At 57.5% G+C, this 23,809-nt stretch carries 26 protein-coding genes; 13 read left to right on the top strand and 13 right to left on the bottom strand.

Going from position 1 to position 23,809, the window contains the following annotated elements; genetic code table 11:
• Nucleotides 1–53: 53 nt before the first annotated feature.
• Nucleotides 54–638 (bottom strand): L,D-transpeptidase, encoded by a 585-nt coding sequence (locus tag LA304_RS04180; protein WP_224501864.1) that lies wholly within the window; start codon nt 636–638, stop codon nt 54–56.
• 364 nt (nt 639–1,002) lie between these two features.
• On the opposite strand from LA304_RS04180, the gene LA304_RS04175 reads away from it, so the two are divergent.
• The 10 genes from LA304_RS04175 (at nt 1,003) to LA304_RS04130 (ending at nt 9,653) form a co-directional block, all read left to right on the top strand.
• On the top strand, nt 1,003–1,458 hold the full coding sequence (locus LA304_RS04175; RefSeq protein WP_224501863.1) for a universal stress protein: 456 nt from the start codon (nt 1,003–1,005) through the stop codon (nt 1,456–1,458).
• Nucleotides 1,455–1,916, top strand: coding sequence for a DUF2267 domain-containing protein (locus LA304_RS04170; protein WP_224501862.1), 462 nt, complete (start codon nt 1,455–1,457; stop codon nt 1,914–1,916). The genes LA304_RS04175 and LA304_RS04170 overlap by 4 nt, the downstream gene beginning before the upstream one ends.
• Before the next feature lie 78 nt (nt 1,917–1,994).
• Entirely contained in the window at nt 1,995–2,558 is a 564-nt protein-coding gene (locus LA304_RS04165) for a NifU family protein (RefSeq protein ID WP_224501861.1), read from the top strand.
• Nucleotides 2,559–2,561: 3 nt separating this feature from the next.
• The gene (gene rimI / locus LA304_RS04160; RefSeq protein ID WP_224501860.1) at nt 2,562–3,002 is read left to right on the top strand and encodes a ribosomal protein S18-alanine N-acetyltransferase; all 441 of its coding nucleotides are present in this window, start codon (nt 2,562–2,564) and stop codon (nt 3,000–3,002) included.
• Nucleotides 3,003–3,228: 226 nt separating this feature from the next.
• Complete coding sequence (locus LA304_RS04155; RefSeq protein WP_224501859.1) at nt 3,229–4,218, top strand: BMP family lipoprotein; 990 nt, start codon at nt 3,229–3,231, stop codon at nt 4,216–4,218.
• Nucleotides 4,219–4,230: 12 nt separating this feature from the next.
• On the top strand, nt 4,231–5,811 hold the full coding sequence (locus LA304_RS04150) for an ABC transporter ATP-binding protein (protein ID WP_224501858.1): 1,581 nt from the start codon (nt 4,231–4,233) through the stop codon (nt 5,809–5,811).
• Entirely contained in the window at nt 5,808–6,905 is a 1,098-nt protein-coding gene (locus LA304_RS04145) for an ABC transporter permease (RefSeq protein ID WP_224501857.1), read from the top strand. Before LA304_RS04150 ends, LA304_RS04145 begins: the two co-directional genes overlap by 4 nt.
• Nucleotides 6,906–6,908: 3 nt before the next feature.
• Nucleotides 6,909–7,871, top strand: a complete 963-nt coding sequence (locus LA304_RS04140) for an ABC transporter permease (protein ID WP_224501856.1) — start codon at nt 6,909–6,911, stop codon at nt 7,869–7,871.
• Nucleotides 7,872–7,999: 128 nt separating this feature from the next.
• Nucleotides 8,000–8,908, top strand: coding sequence for a sulfite exporter TauE/SafE family protein (locus LA304_RS04135; RefSeq protein ID WP_224501855.1), 909 nt, complete (start codon nt 8,000–8,002; stop codon nt 8,906–8,908).
• Nucleotide 8,909: 1 nt separating this feature from the next.
• On the top strand, nt 8,910–9,653 hold the full coding sequence (locus LA304_RS04130) for a TIGR02186 family protein (protein ID WP_224501854.1): 744 nt from the start codon (nt 8,910–8,912) through the stop codon (nt 9,651–9,653).
• Here the strand turns inward: LA304_RS04130 and LA304_RS04125 are convergent.
• The 5 genes from LA304_RS04125 to ccrA all read right to left on the bottom strand — a co-directional run bounded on the left by LA304_RS04125 (nt 9,643) and on the right by ccrA (nt 14,461).
• Nucleotides 9,643–11,193: an ATP-dependent DNA helicase gene (locus tag LA304_RS04125; protein ID WP_224501853.1), complete on the bottom strand. Its 1,551-nt coding sequence runs from the start codon at nt 11,191–11,193 to the stop codon at nt 9,643–9,645. The two genes, LA304_RS04130 and LA304_RS04125, sit on opposite strands and share 11 nt — an antisense overlap.
• A gap of 62 nt (nt 11,194–11,255) precedes the next feature.
• A complete protein-coding gene (locus tag LA304_RS04120) occupies nt 11,256–11,894 on the bottom strand; it encodes an acyl-homoserine-lactone synthase (RefSeq protein WP_224501852.1) in 639 nt (212 codons plus the stop codon).
• A 95-nt stretch (nt 11,895–11,989) separates the two neighbouring features.
• A complete protein-coding gene (locus LA304_RS04115; RefSeq protein WP_224501851.1) occupies nt 11,990–12,703 on the bottom strand; it encodes a helix-turn-helix transcriptional regulator in 714 nt (237 codons plus the stop codon).
• On the bottom strand, nt 12,657–12,866 hold the full coding sequence (locus LA304_RS04110) for a hypothetical protein (RefSeq protein ID WP_224501850.1): 210 nt from the start codon (nt 12,864–12,866) through the stop codon (nt 12,657–12,659). The genes LA304_RS04115 and LA304_RS04110 overlap by 47 nt, the downstream gene beginning before the upstream one ends.
• Nucleotides 12,867–13,171: 305 nt before the next feature.
• Nucleotides 13,172–14,461: a crotonyl-CoA carboxylase/reductase gene (ccrA, locus tag LA304_RS04105; protein WP_224501849.1), complete on the bottom strand. Its 1,290-nt coding sequence runs from the start codon at nt 14,459–14,461 to the stop codon at nt 13,172–13,174.
• Nucleotides 14,462–14,813: 352 nt separating this feature from the next.
• Between ccrA and LA304_RS04100 the strand changes: the two genes are divergently transcribed.
• On the top strand, nt 14,814–16,793 hold the full coding sequence (locus LA304_RS04100) for a protein meaA (protein WP_224501848.1): 1,980 nt from the start codon (nt 14,814–14,816) through the stop codon (nt 16,791–16,793).
• 88 nt (nt 16,794–16,881) lie between these two features.
• Here the strand turns inward: LA304_RS04100 and LA304_RS04095 are convergent, their stop codons facing one another.
• Both LA304_RS04095 and LA304_RS04090 read right to left on the bottom strand, forming a co-directional pair.
• A complete protein-coding gene (locus LA304_RS04095) occupies nt 16,882–18,192 on the bottom strand; it encodes a pilus assembly protein TadG-related protein (RefSeq protein ID WP_224501847.1) in 1,311 nt (436 codons plus the stop codon).
• A 1-nt stretch (nt 18,193) separates the two neighbouring features.
• Nucleotides 18,194–18,586 (bottom strand): TadE/TadG family type IV pilus assembly protein, encoded by a 393-nt coding sequence (locus LA304_RS04090; RefSeq protein WP_224501846.1) that lies wholly within the window; start codon nt 18,584–18,586, stop codon nt 18,194–18,196.
• A 354-nt stretch (nt 18,587–18,940) separates the two neighbouring features.
• On the opposite strand from LA304_RS04090, the gene deoD reads away from it, so the two are divergent.
• Together deoD and LA304_RS04080 are read left to right on the top strand one after the other, a co-directional pair.
• The gene (gene deoD, locus LA304_RS04085) at nt 18,941–19,651 is read left to right on the top strand and encodes a purine-nucleoside phosphorylase (protein WP_224501845.1); all 711 of its coding nucleotides are present in this window, start codon (nt 18,941–18,943) and stop codon (nt 19,649–19,651) included.
• The gene (locus LA304_RS04080) at nt 19,648–20,637 is read left to right on the top strand and encodes an aldo/keto reductase (RefSeq protein ID WP_224501844.1); all 990 of its coding nucleotides are present in this window, start codon (nt 19,648–19,650) and stop codon (nt 20,635–20,637) included. The genes deoD and LA304_RS04080 overlap by 4 nt, the downstream gene beginning before the upstream one ends.
• A gap of 92 nt (nt 20,638–20,729) precedes the next feature.
• Here LA304_RS04080 and LA304_RS04075 read toward each other — a convergent pair whose 3' ends face one another.
• From LA304_RS04075 to LA304_RS04055, 5 genes are all read right to left on the bottom strand, one after another.
• The gene (locus LA304_RS04075; RefSeq protein WP_224501843.1) at nt 20,730–20,900 is read right to left on the bottom strand and encodes a hypothetical protein; all 171 of its coding nucleotides are present in this window, start codon (nt 20,898–20,900) and stop codon (nt 20,730–20,732) included.
• Between the two features lie 122 nt (nt 20,901–21,022).
• Nucleotides 21,023–21,229: a hypothetical protein gene (locus tag LA304_RS04070; protein WP_224501842.1), complete on the bottom strand. Its 207-nt coding sequence runs from the start codon at nt 21,227–21,229 to the stop codon at nt 21,023–21,025.
• Between the two features lie 41 nt (nt 21,230–21,270).
• Nucleotides 21,271–21,894 (bottom strand): sulfotransferase, encoded by a 624-nt coding sequence (locus tag LA304_RS04065; RefSeq protein WP_224501841.1) that lies wholly within the window; start codon nt 21,892–21,894, stop codon nt 21,271–21,273.
• Nucleotides 21,895–22,017: 123 nt separating this feature from the next.
• Nucleotides 22,018–22,797, bottom strand: a complete 780-nt coding sequence (locus tag LA304_RS04060; protein WP_224501840.1) for a succinate dehydrogenase iron-sulfur subunit — start codon at nt 22,795–22,797, stop codon at nt 22,018–22,020.
• Between the two features lie 166 nt (nt 22,798–22,963).
• The gene (locus tag LA304_RS04055; protein WP_224501839.1) at nt 22,964–23,731 is read right to left on the bottom strand and encodes a hypothetical protein; all 768 of its coding nucleotides are present in this window, start codon (nt 23,729–23,731) and stop codon (nt 22,964–22,966) included.
• Nucleotides 23,732–23,809 lie beyond the last annotated feature (78 nt).

The raw sequence follows: 23,809 nt of genomic DNA, 5'->3' as shown, positions 1-23,809 counted from the left end.
AAGGGCGCCTCATCGGGCGCCCTTTTCTGATTAGGTGCTGATGCACTTAGCAATCAGATCAGTTTCACCTTCGTGCCAACTGCAACGCGCGGATAGAGGTCAGCAATCATCTCGTTGTAGAGCCCGATACATCCGTCAGAAGACCGGCGCCCGATCTTGCGCGTGTCATGCGTGCCGTGGATCCGGTAGTATTGCCAGCTGAGATAAAGCGCATGTGTCCCGAGCGGGTTTTCAGGCCCCGCAGGAACAACAGCAGGAAGCGACGGATCACGTTCCCTCATCGACGGCGTTGGGGTCCATGTTGGCCCCTCTTTCTTCCCGATCACCTCGGTATAGCCGCGCCGTGTCAGTTCTTCCGAGATCGGAACGGATGTCGGGTATAGCTTGTAGGTCCCGTCCGCGCCCCAGAAATGCAGCGCACGGCTCACCGTATCCGCAACAATCGCGCCGGAACCTAGGGTGTCAAAGTGCTCGCGCCAGTAGATCGTGCGGAAGCTGGAAATATTGTGTCTCGCCGTGTCCGGCGACTTCATGTCCTCCGGCAGCGTCAGCCCGATTTCTTCTGCGAACGCCATGCGCCCGAGAAACGGTGTCGCCAAACCTGCGAGGACGAGGCGTCGTCGTGTCAATTCCGTCATTCTGCATTCCGTTCTGCGTCTCGTTTGGTCGACAAAAGAGGGACACAGGGCGAGATAGGCAAATCACATTCAATTCATCGATGGACACAGGGAAGGTTTTTCCAGGCACTCAAAATTTTCGCCTACTGTCATGAGTCCGTTTCAAACACCACTTAGAGAGAAAAATCGAAGGGTACGCCCTCAGGTCCCCAACTGAGCCGTATGTTCTCTCGTTCAGCCCTTCTTGCCGATCCATTCCCCTTTTTGATCCGGCAGTGTTGTGGCCCCCGACATGTTCATGCCGGGGGCTCGCATCCCGCTTGCGTCACGCGCGATGCTCCGTCATCATCGCAGGACCCGAAACGGGAAGATTAAAGGGGCAACCATGCGCAAGTTTCTCGTCATTTTGGATGACAGTCGCGAGTGTCTGAACGCGATGCGATTTGCGGCGATGCGGGCTGCGAAAACAGGCGGGGGTGTAACGATTCTCTCCATCATTCCGCCCGAAGAGTTCAATCACTGGATCGGGGTGGCGGACCTAATGCGCGAAGAGACCCGTGACCGGATCGTTGCGCACTACGAGGTGTTCGCCAAATGGATGCGGGATCGTCAAAACGTCGATCCGGATCTTGTTATTCGCGAAGGCGAAGCTGTGCATGAGATTCTCGCCCAGATCAAAGAGGATCCTGAAATCGGCGTCCTCGTCCTCGGAGCTGGCACGGAGAAATCCGGCCCGGGTCCATTGGTGTCTGCTATGACAAAACAGGCTGGTTTCTTGCCCATCCCTATGACCCTTGTCCCGGGAGAAATGTCGAAAGAGCGTCTGGAGGCGGTGACATGACGTCATCGGACTACGCAGATGCGCCCGACGCATTCAAAGCGTTCTTGGCCGACGCGCGAGGCCGAATGGGACACGCCGTAGAAAACGACGACGTCGCCTGCTCCGCAGTGGATGCCGTATTGCAAGTCTTCCGCAGACGGCTCACCCCGCCGGAGGTGATTGCCTTCGGAGATGTTCTACCCGCAACTTTGCGCGCGATGCTCGTTTTTAACTGGAAAGTAGACGCGGTTCCGGTGCCATGGGGCAGTCGATCAGAACTGGTGCGTGAAGTGATGGCGATGCGCAAGAGCGATGGCTTGACGCCGCTGAATGTCATCGACGCCACGGCCTTCGCTCTCTGGAAACACTGCGACCCTCTGGCCCTCGCAAAGGTGCTCTCCGAACTAGGAGCAGGTGCCCAAGAGTTCTGGGGCATGCCTGCAGAAGTCACAGAAGAACTCTTGGATCAGCAGAGCTAACAAATTAGAACCGTTCTAATTCTTGACTTTCAGCGCACGAGAGCGCATATCCGACCCCAACAGTAAGGAATAAGCGCCATGTTCATCCAGACCGAATCCACGCCGAACCCCGCAACTTTGAAATTCCTGCCGGGACAGTCCGTTCTCGACAGCGGCACCGCAGATTTTCCAACGAAGGAAGCGGCAGAGGCTTCTCCGCTTGCTGCCCGCATTTTCGCGGTCGGCAACATCACCGGTGTGTTCTTCGGCTCGGACTTCGTCACCGTAACAAAAGATGAAGCAACCGACTGGGATCACGTGAAACCGATGATCCTCGGCGCGATCATGGAGCATTTCCAATCCGGCGATCCGATCATGGCTGGTGAAGCCACCGCACCCGCAGGTCATGCGGAACATGATGGTCCGGACAGCGCAATCGTCACTCAAATCAAAGAACTTCTGGACACCCGCGTTCGACCGGCGGTGGCACAAGATGGTGGCGACATCACCTTCCACGGGTTCGATCGCGGCATCGTCTACCTGCACATGCAGGGCGCTTGCGCGGGCTGCCCGTCCTCTACCCTGACGCTCAAAATGGGCATCGAGAACTTGCTGCGCCACTACATTCCGGAAGTGCTCGAAGTACGCCCGGTGGCCGCCTGACCCGTGTCCGGCCTCACGACTGAAGCTATCGCGGCCATTCATGCCGCCTGTTTCACGATGCCGAGGCCATGGTCCGCAAAAGAATTCGAAGACCTCCTTTCGATGAAGGAGGTCTTTTTTGTGGCCGGACCAAACGGGGCGTTTGCCCTCGGTCGCGCGGTCCTAGACGAAGCCGAGCTCCTGACCATCGCGGTTCCCCCAGATGCGCAGGGCCAAGGCTATGGACGCACAACCCTACGCGCCTATGAAGACGCAGCGCGCGCTCATGGCGCGGAAACCTCCTTCTTGGAAGTCGCCGCCACGAACGCACCCGCGATCTCGCTTTACCGCTCCGAAGGCTACAGCGAATCCGGACTACGCAAAAACTATTACACCGCCCCGGACAGCTCGAAATACGATGCGCTCATCTTTGCAAAGCGCTTAAAACCGCCGGTTAGCGACTAATTCGCCACTTCGCTGCCTCTTCGCGCGGCACAGACACGCTCAAGACAGGGTTCCGTTGCGACCGTTTGGTCAAAAATGGCAAAATCTCTATTGACCCTTCGTGAGTGACACGCCCTAATCTCTCTAAGCTGTGCGATTTTCGCAGGCTTGCTCGGGCCTCGTCCTGCCACAACAGTTCCGCTCGCGGGAGAGGACCCCAAGACAAGTATCTAACGGGAGAATACTAATGAGTTTCACCAAGTCCTTGCTCGGCGCTGCGGCTGCCCTTGCCCTGACCTCCGGCGCGGCCCTCGCGGATCCGGCGATCATTTTCGATCTCGGCGGCAAGTTCGACAAATCCTTTAACGAAGCTGCCTACAATGGCGCAGAACGTTGGGCGGCCGAGACCGGCGGTACCTACCGCGATCTCGAGCTTCAGTCCGACGCTCAGCGTGAACAGGCTCTGCGCCGCTTCGCTGAAAACGGGTTCAACCCGATCGTAATGACCGGTTTCCTCTGGCCGACCGCGCTGGAAACCGTTGCAAAAGACTTCCCCGACACCAAGTTCGTCGTGGTTGACGCCGTGGTGGACCTGCCGAACGTGCGCTCCATCATCTTCAGCGAGCATGAAGGGTCCTACCTCGTCGGTATCGCTGCTGCATATGCATCCGAAGGCGACACCGTGTCCTTCGTCGGCGGCATGGACGTTCCGCTGATCTCCAAATTCGCTTGTGGCTATGCCCAAGGCTTCAAATCTGTGAAACCTGAAGGCAAGGTCATCGTGAACATGACCGGCACCACCCCGGCCGCATGGAACGATCCGGTGAAAGGCGGCGAACTGACCCGCGCCCAGATCGCAGAAGGCTCCGAAGTGGTCTTTGCCGCAGCTGGCGGCACCGGTCTCGGTGTGCTTCAAACCGCGGCTGACGAAGGCGTTCTTTCCATCGGCGTCGACAGCAACCAGAACTACCTCCAGCCGGGCTCCGTGCTGACCTCCATGGTCAAGCGCGTTGACAACGCAGTCTACGACTCCTTCGCTGCCGGCATGGACGTTCCGACCGGCCTCGAAATCTGGGGTGTTGCGAACGGTGGCGTTGGCGCTGCGATGGACGAATACAACGCAGAGCTCGTGTCCGACGAGATGAAAGCTGCCCTCGAAGACGCAGAGGCAAAAATCATCTCCGGCGAGATCATGGTGCACGACTACACCACCGACGACTCCTGCCCGGCCTTCTAAGGGAACGACAGGATGAGTGTCCAAACGGATAAGGGGCGGCAGGAGACTGCCGCCCCCACCGCATCCGCCCCCGCCATCGAACTGCGCGGGATTTCCAAAGCCTTCGGTCCGGTGCAGGCGAACAAAGACATCTCGATCCGGGTCGAGAAAGGGACGATCCACGGGATCATCGGCGAAAACGGCGCGGGCAAATCCACGCTGATGTCGATCCTTTACGGTTTCTACAAAGCCGATGCGGGCGAGATTTTTATCGACGGCCAGAAAGTCGACATCACCGATAGCCAGGCGGCGATTTCCGCAGGAATCGGCATGGTGTTCCAGCACTTCAAACTGGTTGAGAATTTTACGGTTCTGGAGAATGTGATCCTCGGCGCAGAGGACGGCGGGCTGTTGAAGCCGTCGATTGCGAAGGCGCGCAAACTTCTGAAACAGCTCTCCGATGAATATGAACTGTCGGTCGATCCCGACGCCCTGATCGAAGACCTCTCCGTGGGCCACCAGCAACGGGTCGAGATTCTCAAGGCGCTCTATCGTCAGGCAGACATTTTGATCCTCGACGAACCGACGGGTGTTTTGACTCCCGCCGAAGCGGATCACCTGTTCCGCATTCTCGACGGTCTGCGTGCCGAGGGCAAAACGATCATTCTCATCACGCACAAACTCCGCGAGATCATGGAGAGCACGGACACCGTGTCCGTGATGCGACGTGGCGAGATGACCGCGACGGTGAAAACCGCAGAGACGTCGCCCGAACAACTCGCCGAACTCATGGTCGGGCGCAAAGTCTTGTTGCGCGTCGACAAGGCGGCCGCAACGCCGGGCGCACCGATCCTTGAGGTCGAAAACCTACGCGTGAAAGACGACCAGGGCGTTGAACGCGTCAAAGGCATTTCCTTCGAAGTGCGCGCTGGTGAGATTCTCGGGATCGCAGGCGTGTCAGGCAATGGCCAAACAGAACTGCTTGAAGTGCTCGGCGGCATGATGGACGGCACCGGCACCATTCGGATGAATGGCGAAGAGATTGATCTGACCGGGAAATATTCCGATGGCAAATCGCGCCGCGCCCGCGGCATCGCGCATGTGCCCGAAGACCGGCATGACGAGGGCCTGATCCTCGAGTTCCAAGCCTGGGAAAACATGGTCTTTGGCTACCATAACGCGCCAGAATATCAAAAAAACGCACTTCTGATGGACAACGCCGGCATCAAGGCAATGACCCAGAAAAGCATGGATAAATTCGATGTGCGTCCGCCAAACCCGCTGCTGGAGGCAAAGAGTTTCTCTGGGGGCAACCAACAGAAAATCGTTCTCGCCCGCGAGATCGAGCGCAACCCGGACCTGCTCCTGATTGGTCAGCCCACACGCGGCGTCGACATCGGCGCGATCGAATTTATTCACCAACAAATTGTCGCCTTGCGTGACGAGGGAAAGGCAATCTTGCTCGTCTCGGTGGAACTGGATGAAATCATGTCGCTGTCCGACCGCATCGCAGTGATGTTCGATGGAAAAATCATGGGCGAACGCCTGCCCTCTGAGACAAACGAGGGCGAACTCGGCCTCTTGATGGCGGGTATGACGGGAGAAGACGCATGAGCAAAATGCCAAAATGGGCGGATGCCGTTCTCATTCCGTTGATCTCGATCCTGCTCGCGTTCTTCTTTTCGGGCCTTGTGATCATGGCCATCGGGAAAGATCCGATCGTCGCGATCAAAACCATGGTGCAGGGCGCGTTCGGTTCGACCCAAGGGATCGGCTACACGCTCTACTACGCCACGAACTTCATCTTCACCGGCCTCTCGGTCGCGGTGGCCTATCACGCTCGGCTGTTTAATATCGGCTCCGAAGGTCAGGCGACACTCGGCGGTCTCGGCGTTGCTGTGGTCTGTCTGGCGGTCCCGTGGCCGCATTGGACGCTCGCGCTCCCCGCAGCCATGATTGGCGGCGCGGCTTTCGGCGCGGCATGGGCGTTTATCCCCGCCTATCTCCAGGCCAAGCGCGGCAGCCACATCGTGATCACCACGATCATGTTCAACTTCATCGCCTCCGCGCTCATGGGCTATGTCCTGTTGAACGTCCTGAAGGTCCCCGGCTCCATGGCTGCAGAGAGTGCCAATTTCGGCCCCGGCGCGCATCTGCCGACTTTCCATGAAATGCTGGCACCTTTTGGCATCAACTTTAACAAGAACGCCCCAGCGAACGTCTCGTTCCTCGTCGCACTTCTTGCGTGTGTGGTGTTCTATTTCCTCATTTGGCGGACGCGGCTCGGCTATGAAATCCGCGCATTTGGTCAATCTGATACCGCCGCACATTACGCAGGTATCAACCGCGTGCGCATCGTCATTATCGCGATGCTGATTTCTGGCGCTCTCGCCGGTCTCATGGCGATCAACAACGTGATGGGCGAAGCGGAACGTCTGATTGACAATGCGGTTGAAGGCGCGGGCTTCATAGGTATCGCGGTGGCGCTAATGGGGCGCAACCATCCGATCGGTATCTTCCTGGCCGCAATCCTGTTCGGCTTTCTCTATCAAGGCGGCGCCGAGCTTGCGTTCTGGGAATCCATCCCGCGCGAACTGATCGTCGTCATTCAGGGCCTCGTGATCCTCTTCACTGGCGCGCTCGACAACATGGTCCGCGCACCGCTGGAGAAACTGTTCATCGCCCTCGACAAGAAAAAGGAGGCCTAAGAGATGGACTATCTCACGGTTATCCAAATCCTCGACAGCGCCCTGCGCTTGGCCACTCCTCTCCTGCTGACCTGTTTGGCAGGCCTGTTTTCCGAGCGCGCTGGCGTCGTGGACATCGGCCTTGAAGCAAAGCTTCTCGCTGCTGCCTTCCTATCCGGTGCGGTGGCTCATACGACCGGTTCGATCTGGATTGGCCTCGGAGCAGGTGTCGCCGGATCGCTTGCCTTCTCTATGCTGCATGGTCTCGCCTCGATCACCTTCAAAGGTGATCAGTTGATCTCCGGCGTGGCTCTCAACTTTCTCGCAGCGGGTCTCACCGTCGTCATTGGTCAAGCGTGGTTCAAACTGGGTGGCCGCACACCGTCGCTCACTCCAGACGAACGCTTTTCCTCGTGGGAACCGAGCTTTACAGAAGCCATGTCCCACATTCCGGTTATCGGGCCTGCGGCTGACGAATTGATCGCCGGACATACGGTCTTGACCTACATCGCGCTCGCAGCTGTGCCGCTCTCCTGGTGGGTTCTCTTCCGGACGCGCTTCGGCCTTCGTCTGCGCGCGGTCGGTGAAAACCCTTCTGCGGTGGATACGGCAGGCGTATCAGTCGTGGCCCTTCGGTATGCCGCCCTGGTCATCGCGGGCGTTCTATGCGGGCTGGCGGGCACCTACCTTGCATCCCTTGCTGCAGGATTTGTGAAAGATATGTCTGCAGGTCGCGGCTATATCGCTCTCGCTGCGTTGATTTTCGCTAAGTGGCGCCCTTGGTACGCGCTCTATGCGACGCTGCTCTTCGGCCTCTTGGAAGCCATCGGCAACCGCTATCAGTCGATCTCCGTCGGCGACTTCGTGATCCCCGTTCAGTTCATGCAGGCCCTTCCCTACATCCTGACCGTGATCATTCTCGCGGGCTTCGTCGGCAAAGCCATCCCGCCGCGCGCGGGTGGCCAGCCCTATGTCAAAGAACGCTGAGGAAGCGAACAGGACGACCAAACGGGCCTTTCGGGGCCCGTTTTTCTTTCGTGCAGCACTGTCAAGCATTTGACGCCCCGCACAATTCAAGGCATTCCTGACAGAAAGCCCCCGCACAAAGGCGCCTGATGCAACTTTTTCTTCCCATCGCCGAAGTCTCTGTGAATGCCTTCACCCTTTTGGGTTTGGGAGGGCTCGTGGGTGTCCTGTCCGGAATGTTCGGCGTCGGTGGTGGGTTTCTGATCACGCCGCTGCTTTTCTTCGTTGGCATCCCTCCAGCAGTCGCCGTGGCCACCTCCGCGAACCAGATCGTCGCATCCTCCGTCTCCGGTGTTCTCGCCCACTTCAAACGCAAAACTGTCGATCTGAAGATGGGCTTGGTCCTGCTTGCTGGCGGCTTGGTCGGCTCCGCGATCGGCGTGCAGATTTTCAACCTTCTCAAAGCAATGGGCCAGGTCGACCTCCTCGTCACGCTTTGCTACGTCGTCTTCCTTGGCGTCATCGGCTTCCTGATGCTGATCGAGTCCCTGCGCGCCCTAAAAAGGGCCAAGAACCGACCGGGGGGGCGCCCTGAGCGCAAAAAGCATCTTTGGGTTCACACCCTGCCCTTCAAGATGAAGTTCCGCGCCTCTGGCCTCTACATCTCTGCGATTCCGCCGATTGGTGTGGGGCTTATGGTTGGGATGCTGGGCGCGGTCATGGGCGTTGGTGGCGGGTTCATCATGGTGCCTGCGATGATCTACATCCTCGGCATGCCTACGAAGGTGGTGATTGGGACATCACTCTTCCAGATCATTTTCACTGCGGGTTTCACAACCCTCTTACACGCCTACACCAACCACACGGTGGATGTGCTTCTGGCGTTCCTCTTGCTGGTCGGCGGCGTGATTGGAGCGCAGATCGGCACCCAAATCGGCCTCCGTCTCAAAGCCGAGCAACTGCGGATCGCACTCGCCCTTTTGGTTCTTTTGGTCTGCCTCAAACTCGGTCTGGATCTACTGATCCCGCCCGGCGAACTCTACTCTTTGGAGCGCTGATATGTTGATCCGCCTCCTCGCCGCGCTGTTGTTTCTCTTCCCTCTGTCCGCGCATGCGGAACAGGTCGTTGCCGCCTTGAGCCAGACCCGCGTTTCAGTGAATGCGAATTTCGACGGATCCGAGATTTTGGTCTTCGGCGCCGTAAAGCGCGACGCGCCGCAGCCACAGGACTCTCCGCTCGATGTCATCATCACCGTCGCAGGGCCCGAGAAAGTCGAGACGATCCGGCGCAAGGATCGGCGCTTTGGCATCTGGATCAATGTCGAAGCTCAGATTATCGGCCACACGCCGACATTCTACACGGTTGCGACCACACGACCGCTTGATGACATACTGCCCCCTCTCACGGATAGCCTTTGGAAAATCACCGCAGAGAAACGCATCCTCCCCGCCTTGCGCGGCGATCCCGCGCGTGAAGCACTTGTGCGCCTTCGCATCGAAGACGATCTTTATCGGACCCGCGAGAACGAAGTTTCGCTGTCGCAGGATACGCTGTTCAACACGGCCATCGCCCTGCCCGCCAACATCACCGAAGGGAACTACGTCACGCGTATCTTCCTGCTGCGGAACGGTGAGGTGATCGACAGCTACGGCACGTCCATCAATGTGCAGAAGGTTGGCATCGAAAGATTGCTCTACAATCTCGCCTATAATCAGGCGCTCATCTACGGGATTATGGCGCTTGCGATTGCCGCCATCAGTGGCTGGGCCGCGTCCGAAATCTTCCGTCTGATCAGACGTTAAATTGCGGCTCGGCGGGCTCGGACTCGAGAGCGAATGCCACAGTTTGGGCCGTCAGATCCGACACCGCCAGCGGCTGCGACGGCTTCGCGAGGCGTGCGCGGGTGACCCAGAGGAGCCGCTTCTCTGCGCGTGTGATGGCAACATAGGCCAGACGTTTCCATAGCGGAATGCCCGCTTCCATCCGTCCGGCGCGTGCCGCAGCATAGAGATCAGGCGCGAAGACCTGCACATTCTCCCACTGCGAACCCTGCGCCTTGTGAATGGTCACCGCCGCGCCATGCAGAAAAGTCGCCCCCATACGCGCGGCGTAGGGGATGAACGGTTCTTCTTCGTCGAGGCTCTCAATCTTGATGATCGAAGCTGCACCGATATTCGGGCTTTCCGCGCCAATGACATGAAGGCGCGAGAAACCGGGCTTGCGCCCCGGCCCGAGGTAGACGACCTGAGCACCCTTGATCAAACCGCGCGCTTCAAGGTCGAGCCGTTTCTTCCGGTGTTTTGCGGGCAATTCAATCCCGTCACAAATGAGCGGCTCACCCGGCAAAAGCGTATCTTCCGGCGCATCGAACACGGACCGAAACGCATGGATCAGACGGATGCGTGTTGCGTTGCGCCAGACGAGCACGGGAGACCGCGCCATGAGATCGCTCTCGACACGGCCCGCGTAGACGACGCGCTCATCGCGCGCGGCGGCCTCTTCGATCATCCGCTCGAACTGTTCAAACCCTAGCTCGGGGTCGGCCAAGGCATGCGCGAGATCGAGGATCGGGTTGTCTGCTTCCTGACGGTGGATGCGATGGAGTATGTGTTTCTTCTCCTCCGGCATCGCATCGAACACCATTTCGCCCGACTGGTTCACAGGGGCAAGCTGGGCAGGATCGCCAAAGAGGACCAGCGTCGGAAAAATTTCCTGAAGGTCCTCGAACTGACGTTTGTCGAGCATGGAGCTCTCGTCAATGAACCCGATATCGAGCGGGTCCTCGCGGCGCTTCCAACCATTGATGAAATCGGACCCACGCAGCCCTGCTGCAGCCAATGCACCAGGGATGGATTTGTGGGTCTGGTAGAAGGCGTAGGCCCGATCAAGCGCCGCATCGGTCAGACCTTCAATTTGCAACCCTTCGATGTCCGGCCGATCCCCATTCCCCGCGAGCCATTCGGCAATCGCCTCATATTCCGGATCATACACCGGCGTGTAGAGAATACGGTGGATCGTCGTCGCAGGCACGCCGCGTGTGCGCAGAACAGACGCCGCCTTGTTCGTCGGCGCGAGAATGGCGAGCGTGCGGCGATCCTTGCGCCGTTTGCCTTCCCAATCGCCGGACACGATATCAACACCGGCCTCGTCAAGCGCTTTGTAAAGCTCTGAGAGCAAAAGCGTTTTACCAGATCCTGCCTTGCCGACGACGGCACAGACTTGCTCTGTGCTATTCGCCTTCGGTGTGACAATGCCCTCTTCCAGATCAACACCAACCCGCGACAGCATCTCTGCAATCGCGTCAAAGGCTTCGGCCTGATCTGAGGAGAATGTCACCGTCATGTCGGGGACCATAGTGGTCCCCAGCAACGGGCGCCAGTGGGAATAGACAGCTCTCGGAGCCGTCATGCGATGGCGCGTTCCTGTTGGGTATAGCCCTCATCAAACGCCATCCGGAACCAGCACTTCGACGTCTCGCGGTCAACTCCGGCGCGTTCAAGCGTGGGCACAAAAACATCTTCATGCATTTCCCAGAGGCCGACACCGACCGCGCCGCGCCCCTCACCGGACCGCCCGAGCACGTCTGGGTTCAGGCCCATCAGGGAATAGATCCGCTCCATCCGTGGGTCGAACACGCCAACGAAATGTTTGAGACCGAATTCCTCCATGATTTCACCGGCACCAAGCGTGAGGGCCGCCGTAACCCGACGGTCCGCGCCGGGCGCGAGGCAAAACCTTGTGCATTCCCATATGAAGGGGCTTTCGATCCGCACGCCGTCGGTCAAAAAGAGGAAATGGTCGTTGACCATCGTGTCGCCCGTCGTCGGCAAAAACCGCATGGACCCACCATGTGTGCCGTCCGGCTTTTGCCAGATGACGTAGAGCGGGTTCATATCGTCGTATTCGTCCCGCTCCTCCCCCTTTTCATTGACCTGCACCTCCCATCCGAGGCGGTTTTTGAATTGCTCTGCACGGTCGCGAAACATCGTGTCGCGCAGGCGGGGGAAGTGGCGAAGGTCTTGTCCGTAGATATAGCGCAGCATGGGTTTGTGCTCCTGTCTCCATCAGCTGCAACCATGGATACAGAAGAACATTTAAAGAACAGACACCACCAGCGTACGGTGGTTGGCACAAACTCTCAGACGATGATCAACCCGTTTGACAATGCCCGCGCGACCGCGTGGGTCGTGTTCAGTGCGCCGAGTTTGTGTCGCGCCGCTTCGATATAGACACGGAGCGTGTGTTCGGAAATTCCCATTTCGGCGGCGGCCTGCGCACGGCTCAACCCCTTAGCAATGTGCGTGACAGCCGCGGTTTCGCGCGGAGAAAGTGTCGGCGCAGGTGCGCTTTCTTCCCGCGCATCGAGCGCAAGCGCGCGTTTGTTGAATTCGTGGGCGATGATGACGAGGTCCCGCTCCGTCTCCGCGATCAGGGTTTCCCATGCCTCATCAGAGGACGTGTCGTTGATCGTAAAAAGCGCAAACTGGCCGTTCGGGCCACGGATCGGGATGGAGTATCCTTGATTGCCCACTCCATGCGCCAAGGCATCGTGTAGGAACGCTTTCGCCGCTTTGCTTGACCAGTCGAGTTGCTTCCAATTGACAGGCGTAAAGCGTTGGAAACATCCGAAGATCACCGGGTCCATACGCAGGTAGTCTTTTTCGAGGTAACGATCGACCCACTCCGAGGAATAGGTGCCCGCTCCGAACCGTTCTCCGACGCTATTTACCCAATGGTAGACGACATGGCTCAACCCGAGGAGATCGCGCAGGCGCTCTGTCGCGCTCTGGAAAGTCTCCAGATTCTCAACCCGCTGAATATCCTCCAGCAATTCCTGCAACCCTGCCTTCATGCGCACCTGCCTGTTTCACGATGCCCTGCGTCTCGCGGTTGGACAGTTCGGCGGCAATGACGAGGCAGGTATCTCCGAGTTGCTCTGCACTTGCGCTTAGGCCGTTCTGTTCTGCAAACGTCCGCAGGTCAGCAAGTACATCAAGTATCCAATCGTTTCGCATGTAAACCCTCATTTCAGCGATATTTCGGTGGCATAACTCAACTCTAGGCAGGCATCGGAAACCTGAACATTCACGGATTCACCCTCCCCAGAAATAGCGAGGGGCGAACAGCTAACCCTATGAATTCAATAAACTGTTGTTTTTTCACCCTTTAAGTCTACGCGCCGCCCCTACGATCCAGTCACGCAGACCGTCGAGAGTCGCAGAATCGGCACCGACAACCTTGAGTTGCAGAAATCCAACACCCACAAAAAATCCCGCCCGGCGCAAACCGAGCGGGATAAAATTTAGGCTGACCCTTCGGATCAGGACTTCGTCGGACCTGCGTCCAGAACATCCTGCAAAGTGTGCAGACCGGTTTTCGGCGCCTGAACGAGCACGGACATGTTGCCCGGCTTGTGCTCGTTGCGGAGCATTTTCATGTGTGCCTCCGGAATCTCGGCCCAAGTGAACACTTCGGACATACACGGATCGAGGCGCTCTTCGCACATCAGACGGTTCGCAGACGCTGCCTGTTTCAGGTTCGCGAAGTGGCTGCCCTGAAGACGCTTCTGGTGCATCCACATGTAGCGCACGTCGAAGGTGCAGTTGAAGCCGGAGGTGCCGGCGCAGATCACAACGATGCCACCCTTTTTCACGATGAGCGTGGACACTGGGAAGGTCGCCTCACCCGGATGCTCGAACACCATGTCGACGTTGTTGCCTTTGCCGGTGATGTCCCAGATCGCTTTACCGAACTTGCGGGCCTCTTTGAGCCACTCGTTATACTCCGGCGAGTTCACTGTCGGGAGTTGGCCCCAGCAGTTGAAGTCCTTGCGGTTGATCACGCCTTTGGCGCCCTGATCCATCACGAACTGACGCTTGCTCTCAGCCGAGATCACGCCGATTGCATTCGCACCAACGGTGTTGGCCAGCTGGATCGCATAGGAACCGAGACCGCCGGACGCGCCCCAAACGAGGACGTTCTGACCCGGCTTGAGCTCATGCGGGTGGTGACCGAAGAGCATACGGTATGCGGTCGCGAGCGTCAGCGTATAGCAGGCGCTTTCTTCCCAGGAGAGGTGCTTCGGACGCGGCATCAACTGTTGCGCTTGAACGCGGGTGAACTGCGAGAAAGAACCGTCGCCGGTCTCGTAACCCCAGATACGCTGCGTCGGGGAGAACATCGGATCGCCGCCGTTGCACTCTTCGTCGTCGCCGTCGTCTTGGTTACAGTGAATCACGACTTCATCGCCGACTTTCCAGTTCTTCACCTTGTCGCCAACGGCCCAAACGATACCGGACGCATCAGAGCCTGCGATGTGGTAGTCCTGTTTGTGCACGTCAAACGGGGAGATCGGTTGGCCGAGACCAGCCCAAACGCCATTATAGTTGACGCCCGCCGCCATCACGAGAACGAGCACTTCGTGGCTGTCGATCTGCCATGTGTCCACGACTTCCTGTTTAAAGGACTGAAGCGGCTCGCCGTGACGATCGCGACGGATTGCCCACGCGTACATCTTCGGCGGCACATAGCCCATCGGCGGGATTTCCCCGATCTCGTAGAGTTCTTTTTCCTCGGCCATGTAGACCGGCTGGTTCGTGTCGAGCGCCATGTCTCTTCCTCCACTTCTAAAAGGTGCCCTTCCGATCGCGGCACCCAATTCCTCTGCCGCGATGCAGAATCGCGGTGTTGCTGTCACTGTGATAAGGCTAGCAAAGTAATTATGCAATGCATATGCTACTAATTTTGTAATTTTATAACCGAGCGGATGCAGAAAATTCTAAATTCTCTTTTTAAATCAACAAACTTAGCTCAAAATTCAGCGAGAAATTTCGTTACGCCAATCAAAATTATGCGAAATATTCTGTCTCTGCCGCATTGCGGCGAATTGACAATGGCACAATATTCCACGCATAAAGCCACCTGAGAAATAATGTTTCAAACTTCATCTGGGGAGGTTCGCAATGACTGAGGGAAAATCCGAGATCAAAAAAGATCGCCCATGGCTCTTCCGCACCTATGCGGGCCATTCCACTGCAAAAGCATCGAACGCGCTCTATCGGACCAACCTGTCCAAGGGGCAAACGGGCCTCTCTGTGGCCTTCGACCTGCCGACACAGACCGGCTACGACAGCGACCATGAGCTCTCTAAAGGCGAGGTCGGCAAGGTTGGCGTACCTGTCTCACACCTTGGCGACATGCGGATGCTCTTTGACGAGATCCCTCTGGAGCAGATGAATACCTCCATGACAATCAACGCGACTGCACCGTGGCTCCTGTCGCTTTATATTGCCGTCGCAGAGGAACAGGGTGCCGATGTCTCCAAGCTTCAGGGCACGGTTCAGAACGACATTATCAAAGAGTATCTCTCGCGCGGCACATATGTGTGCCCGCCGCGCCCGTCCCTGCGCATGATCACGGATGTTGCCGCCTATACGCGTGAGCATCTTCCCAAGTGGAACCCGATGAACGTCTGTTCCTACCACCTGCAAGAGGCAGGTGCGACGCCGGAGCAGGAGCTGGCCTTCGCACTCGCGACCGCCATCGCGGTTCTGGACGATCTGAAAGAGAAAGTGCCAGCAGAGGCCTTCCCGACGATGGTCGGGCGCATCTCCTTCTTTGTGAACGCGGGCATCCGCTTCGTGACCGAGATGTGCAAAATGCGCGCCTTTGTCGAACTGTGGGACGAGATCACCCGCGAACGCTACGGCGTCGAGGACCCGAAATTCCGCCGCTTCCGCTATGGCGTGCAGGTGAACTCGCTGGGCCTCACAGAGCAGCAGCCGGAGAATAACGTCTACCGTATTCTCATCGAGATGCTCGCCGTCACCCTGTCGAAAAACGCCCGCGCCCGCGCGGTGCAGCTTCCAGCCTGGAACGAAGCCCTCGGCCTGCCCCGCCCGTTCGACCAGCAATGGTCCCTACGGATGCAACAGATTCTCGCCTATGAGACCGACCTCCTCGAATACGAAGACCTGTTCGACGAAAACCCCGCTGTGGAACGCAAGGTCGCCGCACTCAAGGAAGGCGCTCTGGATGAGTTGAAAACACTCGATTCGATGGGCGGCGCGATTGAGGCGATCGAATACATGAAGTCCCGCCTCGTGGAGGCCAACGCAGAGCGGATCACCAAGATCGAAGGCGGCGAGACCGTCGTGGTCGGCGTGAACCGTTGGACAGTGGGCGAACCCTCCCCGCTGACCACAGGCGACGGGGCGATCATGAAAGCCGACCCAGAGGCCGAAGCCGATCAGATCAAGCGCCTCGAAGCTTGGCGTGCTACCCGCAACGAGGCCGCTGTGCAAGCCGCCCTCGCCAAGGTCCGCGCCGCGGCCCAATCCGGCGAGAACATCATGCCCTCATCTATTGAGGCGGCCAAAGCGGGTGCCACGACCGGCGAGTGGGGTGACGTCGTGCGCTCTGCCTTCGGCCAGTACCGCGGCCCGACCGGCGTTTCCGCCAACCCGTCGAACCGCACCGAAGGGCTCGATGAAATCCGCGAAGAAGTATCCCGCGTCTCCGCCGCTCTGGGCCGCAAGCTGAAGTTCCTCGTCGGCAAACCCGGTCTCGACGGTCACTCCAACGGCGCCGAACAGATCGCCGCACGCGCCCGCGATACCGGCATGGACATCACCTATGAAGGCATCCGTCTGACGCCTGCAGAGATCGTAGACGCAGCCAAACGAGATGAGGCGCACGTTGTGGGTCTCTCGATCCTCTCCGGCTCCCACATGCCGCTTATGGCGGAACTGATGGATCAGATGCGTGCCGCAGGGCTCGGACACGTTCCGGTGGTTGTTGGAGGCATCATTCCGGAAGAAGACGAGAAAGCCCTTCTCGCAATGGGCATCGCCCGCGTCTACACGCCGAAGGATTTCGAGTTGAACCGCATCATGTTCGACATCGTGGGCCTCGTCGATCCGGCGAGCAAAGCGGCTGAGTAAGCCTCCGGGGTCATTGCCCCATTATCGAATAGAAAAGCCCCGCGCCAGTCCTCTGGCGCGGGGCTTTCTCATAACATCTTAGCCGACCTCAGAACGCCATTCTGAAATATTCGGCGCTGTAGTTGTATTCCATGCCATCACCACAGAACCCCATGTTCATGTTCGAGGTGCCGGAAATCGTGCCGCCCGAAATAATCGAGGCCCCTTCAATCCCGTCAGCGTTTGCGGAGAATTCTACGTCTGAGTTCGCGATGATCTGGCTACCATACATGTGAAGATCGGAGGTAAAGGACACACCGCCCATGGTGAGGATCACAGCACCGCCACCCGGCGCACAGTCGTCGTCGAGTCCGAGGACGAGGCTCGCCGGAGAGTTGAAGCTCGATTTCGACGTCGAAGTTGTCACCAGAAGCGAGTCAACAATCTGGATGCCTTGATCAAACTTGACCTCACACGAGGTGAGCAGCACAACGCCCTCAAGATAGTCACCTCTGAGCGTCGCCTTCGCACCCGGGCAGGTCAGATAATACACCAAACCAGGAAGAAGGGTGCTGACATCGATCTGGTTCCCGTACACAGGAACCGGAAACGGTGCCGTTGTATAGCTTTGCAAATAGGTATCTTCGCCAGCCATGAGGCTGTCGATCATGTCCGGCAGGCGGTTAACGACACGGATACGGTAAGCTGCCTCGCGCAACGCTTCATCCAAGCCGTCGTTGCTTTCATCGCCAGATTGCGGAAGTTCAAGGTCATCCAAATCCGTCATCGAAACCACGGTGCCGGACTCGAAGAAGTTATTAGAGTTGATCGACACACCACCGTTCGCGTGGATGCAGAACCCGTTAAAGTAACTGTTGTTCGATTGGATATCGACTTTCTCATCGGCCACGAACCCCTCAATGAAGCAGGTCGGGACGTAAGTCACAAAAACAGAGTCCAAATTCGTATCGAAGGTGTCGATACCCACGAGCTTGAACAAATATGTGGAAATGCCATTACCGCTCGCTTCGTCGCGGTGGATGTTCACACGGACCGCCCCCTTGGCGTCTTCATCTGCCGTGAAGCTCCGGGTCTCGTAATCGAAATCACCGAATGTGATATCGTTCTCTGACACCACCGTCTTGTAGTCATCAAAAGGCATCATCGCCTCGACAACTTCGAGCGCAGCAGCCTTCGCAGTATCGGCGTCATTGAGTTCGCGCATATAAATCGCGGCATGCGCCGCCGCGTCCGCCGTGCTTTGCATCAGCGTACGATCTGACCGCAACTTCGCAAAGTCGATGCCGATGGCGGCAAAGGCCGCGAACGCCACAAAAAGCAACATGGCAACAATAGAAATGCTGCCATTGTCACCACGCGAAAACTCGGAGTTAAACTTTTTCAATCCGGCAAATCTCATCTCAATACTCCACATACTGTGTAGATGACGCTGAAATTTTGAAATCAAACCAACTTCCGTAGAAGCTTGTAATGAGAACGTCCGATACAGGAACAACCGCGAGGCTCGTGATCATCTGACTGCCCACACTCGACGTATAGGTCGCATCGGCAGAAATATCGGCAAGCTGAGCGAGCACAAACGTGTCAAGCTCAGTCGTGTCCTGAAACACTCCGACGGAGAACATCCGGTTTGCGTCGGTGACGATCTGCTCCATCTTCGTCTTGGTAAACAAGACGTTGCTGACCTCCGCGGTGAACACGAAGAACAGGATTAGGAAAGGCAACCAAATTACGGTTTCGATCGTCGCCGAACCGTCATCACTCGTTCTGAAACCCTTGAATACACGCGTCATTTTGCGTCTCCACGCCGGCCAGATCTTTAGTCGGGACTCACAAACGAACCACCGTGCCATATTTCCCCAAAATTCAGGGCTTTTGCACGCCACAATTGTGGCAAGAAAACGGCAGTCGCTCTGAAAGAGAGCCTTTTGCATCACAAATTCAGATCAAAAGACCTGATCCGCGACTTTTGCACACATATTTGAGAACAATAAACCAGTTAACACGAATCAATTTCCCGCAGCGCAACAAAACTGCGGAGCGCTATCTTCAAATTCTCAAAGCAGAATTCCAACTCCGACGCTATACAATTCTCCGTCGCGCTGGCTTTATGGTCACAGATTTTTACGACTAGCAGGAGTGCCGCGATGCCGACACCTCATATATCCGCAAAGCCTGGCGAAATTGCCGAAACCGTTCTGATGCCAGGCGATCCGCTGCGCGCAAAATGGGCTGCGGAGACCTACTTGGAAAACCCTGTCTGCGTGAACGAAGTGCGCGGAATGCTCGGCTTTACGGGCACCTACAAAGGCAACCGTGTCACCATCCATGGGTCCGGCATGGGGATGCCGTCGCTTTCGATCTACGCGAACGAGCTAATTACCGAGTACGGCGCAAAGACCCTGATCCGTATCGGCTCGGCCGGCGCGATGCAGCACCATATCAAGGTGCGCGATGTGATCATCGCCATGACCGCAACGACCATGGGCGGCACCCCGTCCGCTGGCTTCTTCAAAGAGATCAACTACGCTCCATGCGCCGATTACGGTCTGCTCGAAGCCGCTGTCGCAGCCGCCCGCCTGAAATCGACCGGTGTGCATGTCGGCAACATCTATAGCTCCGACGTTTTCTATGCGGAGCGTCCCGACCTTGACGAAGTCTTGATCCGTCACGGCATTCTCGGAGTGGAGATGGAAGCAGCCGAACTCTACACAGTCGCCGCCCGTCACGGTGCCCGCGCCCTCGGCGTGATGACTGTGTCCGACCACCTCCTGACGCATGAGGCCCTGCCCTCAGATCAACGAGAAAAGAGCTTTGGCGACATGGTCGAGATCGCTCTGGAGGCCGCCTTCGCATGAAAATGCCAAAACGCAAACTGGGCCTGAACGGCCCTGAAGTCGGAGCCATCGGGTTCGGCTGCATGAGCTTTGCCGGTTTTTTCGGTGCCGCCGATGATGACACCTCTCTCGACACGCTCGCCGCCGTCGAAGCCGCGGGGATCGATTTCTGGGACACGGCCAACATCTATGGCATGGGGCGTTCCGAGCGGATCGTTGGGCAGTACTTGAAAGAGACAGGTGCCCAAGTCACCCTCGCCACAAAGGTCGGAATCATCCCTGGGCCGCCTCGCACCTTCAGCAACGAGGAAGACTACATTCGGGCGGAGCTCGAAGCCTCTCTTGAAAAACTGAACCGCGACAAAGTCGAGCTATACTACATCCACCGCCGGCAACAGGAACTGCCCGTCGAAACCGTCGCAGAGACCATGGGCAAATTGATGGAGGAAGGCCTGATCGACGCATGGGGCCTCTCCGAGGTCGCGCCGTCGACAATCCGTCGCGCGCACAAGGTCGTTCCTGTGACCGCCGTGCAGAACGAATACTCGCTCTGGACCCGCCAACCTGAATTGGGCGTAATCCAGACCTGCGAGGAACTCGGCATCACCTTCGTGCCCTTCTCACCTGTCGCGCGCGGCGCCCTCACCGATGTCGATCTCGATCCGACCGCCTTTGACGCGCATGATTTCCGAAAAGCGAACCCGCGCTTCATGAGGCAGAACTGGTCGGAGAACATGGACTACGTCCGCGCTTTCCGAGCTTTCGCAGAGGCAAAGGGCGTCACCACGTCAGCATTGGCTCTCGCCTGGGTTCTGCATCAGGGGGATCACCTTATCCCGATCCCGGGAACTCGGACGGGCGAGCACCTCGCAGATTGGGCCGACGCCGCAAAGATCGGCCTCTCGGAAGATGACCTTTGGGAAATCGAACAAATCCTCCCCGTCGGCTGGGCTGCCGGAGACCGGTATTCGGACGCTCAGATGGTCGGCGTCGAGCGCTACTGCTAAACAACAAAAGCCCCGCTTTTCGGCGGGGCTTTTCATGTGATCCGGGTCAGCCGTCGGATCCTGTTCCGGAGGATCAACCTCCGAAAACAAACTTATTCGTAGTAGGCGTACATCTCGTCGAGCACGTCGAGTTTGCTCGTGGAGACCTGCTCACCTTTCACAATCACCGGAGAGGTCGGGGCGTAGTATTCAAGCCAGTCAGCGACTTTCATGGTGGATTCTTCGGTGTCAGCGTTGTTCAGCGCAACGTCGTGCAGGGTCATATCGTCAGCTCCATTCAAGGGTCGTTTCCGCCCTCCCTTGTGCACACAGGTATGCTGAAGCTGCGCGATTGACATCCCCTGATGTCGCATAGTCGTCATGCGGTTGCTGCAATGCAGAAAGATTACCGCTGACGTTCGAGACGCGCCGCGCAATGCTTTGGCTCGCTCTTTTCGGTCTCTGCGGCCCCCTGACAAACCTGACACTTCCACTGGCGAAGCTCACCTTCGCGACCAACCTGACGCCATCGGCAATTGCCGGTTTTCTCGTTCCGCATGAGATACATGCCGAGATAAAGCGCGATAAGGATTATAGGGATGAGGAGTAGCATGGGGGACAGATAGTGCGCTTTAGAGGCAAAGGCGAGACCTATCAGAGACCAAGTGCCTCTCTCACATTGCGGCTCTGTTGGTTCCGGTTGTGGTGTCCCCACTGGCGCACATCAACGGAAAAGTCCGGTGACAACCACTCTGCGATTCTCTCGGGAGTATCGCGGTCGAGATCGAACTCGAGAAAGCGTGCGTCCGCCTCCGAGAAATAGGCGCGAACCTCCGAGGAGTGTCGATCATAATAGCCACCCCACATCTCAATCATCTCGGCCTCCCCAACGCCCGCGAGCTTACAGCAACGCTGCAGATACCGCCCGCCGGAATGCGCCGCACGGGACGCGAGCCAGTCGCGTTTGTCACGCGTATTAAACAGAAAATAGGCGTCCGGATAGGCCGTATGAAGGGCGCGGAAATACCGCGCGCCCTCTATTAGGATCCGACCCGACAGATGGCTCATATCGGAAAAGACGCGAATGCCCTCGTATCCCGCAAACGGTGCGCGTCCGAGCGACAGGTTCGTCACCATCCGCTCCGCGAGCGTCCGCTCTTCTGCATCGCGCCAATGGATCGCGGAATAACCACTCTTCTCCATCATCGTGTGAAACGACAGCGTGCCGCATCGGTTGAAACCGATCTGAACGACGATTGGAGCGCGAGAAAGTGTCAAATGGAACCTGCCGGACGTCAAAATCTGAAAACTACGCTGCCCCGACCCTGCCGCCTTTGCAACGCTTTCTAAAACGAAAAAGGCGCGCCCAAAGAGCGCGCCTCGAAACTTTTTGCGAACCGCTTAGTGCGTGCGCTCGAGCATCATCTTCTTGATGTGCGCGATCGCTGCGGCCGGGTTCAGACCCTTAGGGCAGGTCTTCGCACAGTTCATGATGGTGTGGCAGCGGTAGAGTTTGAAGCTATCTTCAAGGTAGTCCAGACGCTCACCCGTGGCTTCATCGCGCGAGTCGATGATCCAGCGGTAGGCGTGAAGAAGTGCAGCCGGTCCAAGATACTCGTCGCCGTTCCACCAGTAGCTCGGGCAGGAGGTGGAGCAGGAGGCGCACATGACGCACTCATACAGACCGTCGAGTTTCTTGCGGTCCTCAATGGACTGACGCCACTCTTTTTCCGGGCGGTTGGTCTTGGTTTCCAGCCACGGCATGATGGAGGCGTGCTGCGCGTAGAAGTGCGTCAGGTCCGGAATAAGGTCTTTCACAACGGCCATGTGCGGCAGCGGGAAGATACGGACATCGCCCTTGATCTCGTCGAGACCATAGATACAGGCGAGCGTGTTGATCCCGTCGATGTTCATCGCACAGGAGCCACAAATCCCTTCGCGGCAGGAGCGGCGGAAGGTCAGCGTCGGGTCGATCTCGTTCTTGATCTTGATCAGCGCGTCCAGAACCATTGGACCACACTTATCCATATCGAGGAAATAGGTATCCACCGACGGGTTTTTCTCATCATCAGGGTTCCAGCGATAGATCTGGAACTTCCGGACATTGGTCGCGCCTTCCGGCTTCGGCCAGGTCTTGCCCGTCACGATCTTGGAATTCTTTGGAAGGTTGAATTGAACCATGTCAGTCCTCCTTGCGGCGCAGGGCCGGTCTTTTTCCTAAGTGGCCCGCTTGCGGGTATTTCATCCGCCCATAATGGGCATTTCAACTACGTCTTTCCGAACATCGCGTGATCGATGTCCGCCTAAAAAGGTTTCCGACAAAACCTCATTTTCTCTTCACAATCCGTCATGCCAGTACCTCTCTTCCGAGATTGGCAAATTCAGACTCTAGATCGGAAAAACCGAGATCGGTTTGTTCCAACAGTTTTCGCAATCCAGCATCCGCGAATGCAAGGTTCAGCAGCGCGACAAACGCGGGTTCGTCCAGCATCATACGCCAACGCTGTTGCAAGTCGTTACCACGGCTATTTGCTTTCGCGTCCTTGCTGGTCGATGGAGCAAAGGACGAGCCACCACCATACTTGGAAGTTTCGCCAACAGAGTTGTCCAAATTGTCCAGACCAATCTGCGCGAGCAGCCCAGAACGATATGTCGCATCCACAACCCACTGATCGAAGAACACCGCCGTGATCTTGTCCGGTTGGTTCACCGATTGGGTCAGCAACTGCTTATAGCGCAGGATAAATGAGGCGATTTCCAGCGGGCTTTTTACGCCGCGTGGCGTCCCTGCCTCACGCTCGGTCACGAGTTTGTAGAACGATGCCAACCAATTCGGAAAGCTTCTCACGATGAGCAGGTTCTTCCAGACCGTCCCCTTCGGATAACCCTGCGTCCATCGCTCCATCGCCGCGTCTACATGCATCCGCGGCACTTGATCCTCATAGGAGGCAATCTGGAGCTTCCACTCGGAACGGATTTTCTTGAGGTTTTTGGCGTGGGCGTGCCGATTGCGGAACGGAGTCCCGCGCACCTGGGATCCAAGTTCGATAGTCTGGAAGGTATCGAGCGGATCGCCGGGCGTACAATCGTTCATGAAAAGGCTCGCGTCGCCCATATTCCGCCGTAACCAATCGATAACCGCATGGTTTCCGGACCTGCGCATTCCGAAGATACGCAGGTGCACCGGAGGCAC

The organism is Celeribacter litoreus (genome assembly GCF_020165855.1).
GTDB lineage: Bacteria > Pseudomonadota > Alphaproteobacteria > Rhodobacterales > Rhodobacteraceae > Celeribacter > Celeribacter litoreus.
Note: the sequence above shows the minus strand (reverse complement) of the source record. Positions and strands in the feature narration are given on the sequence as shown.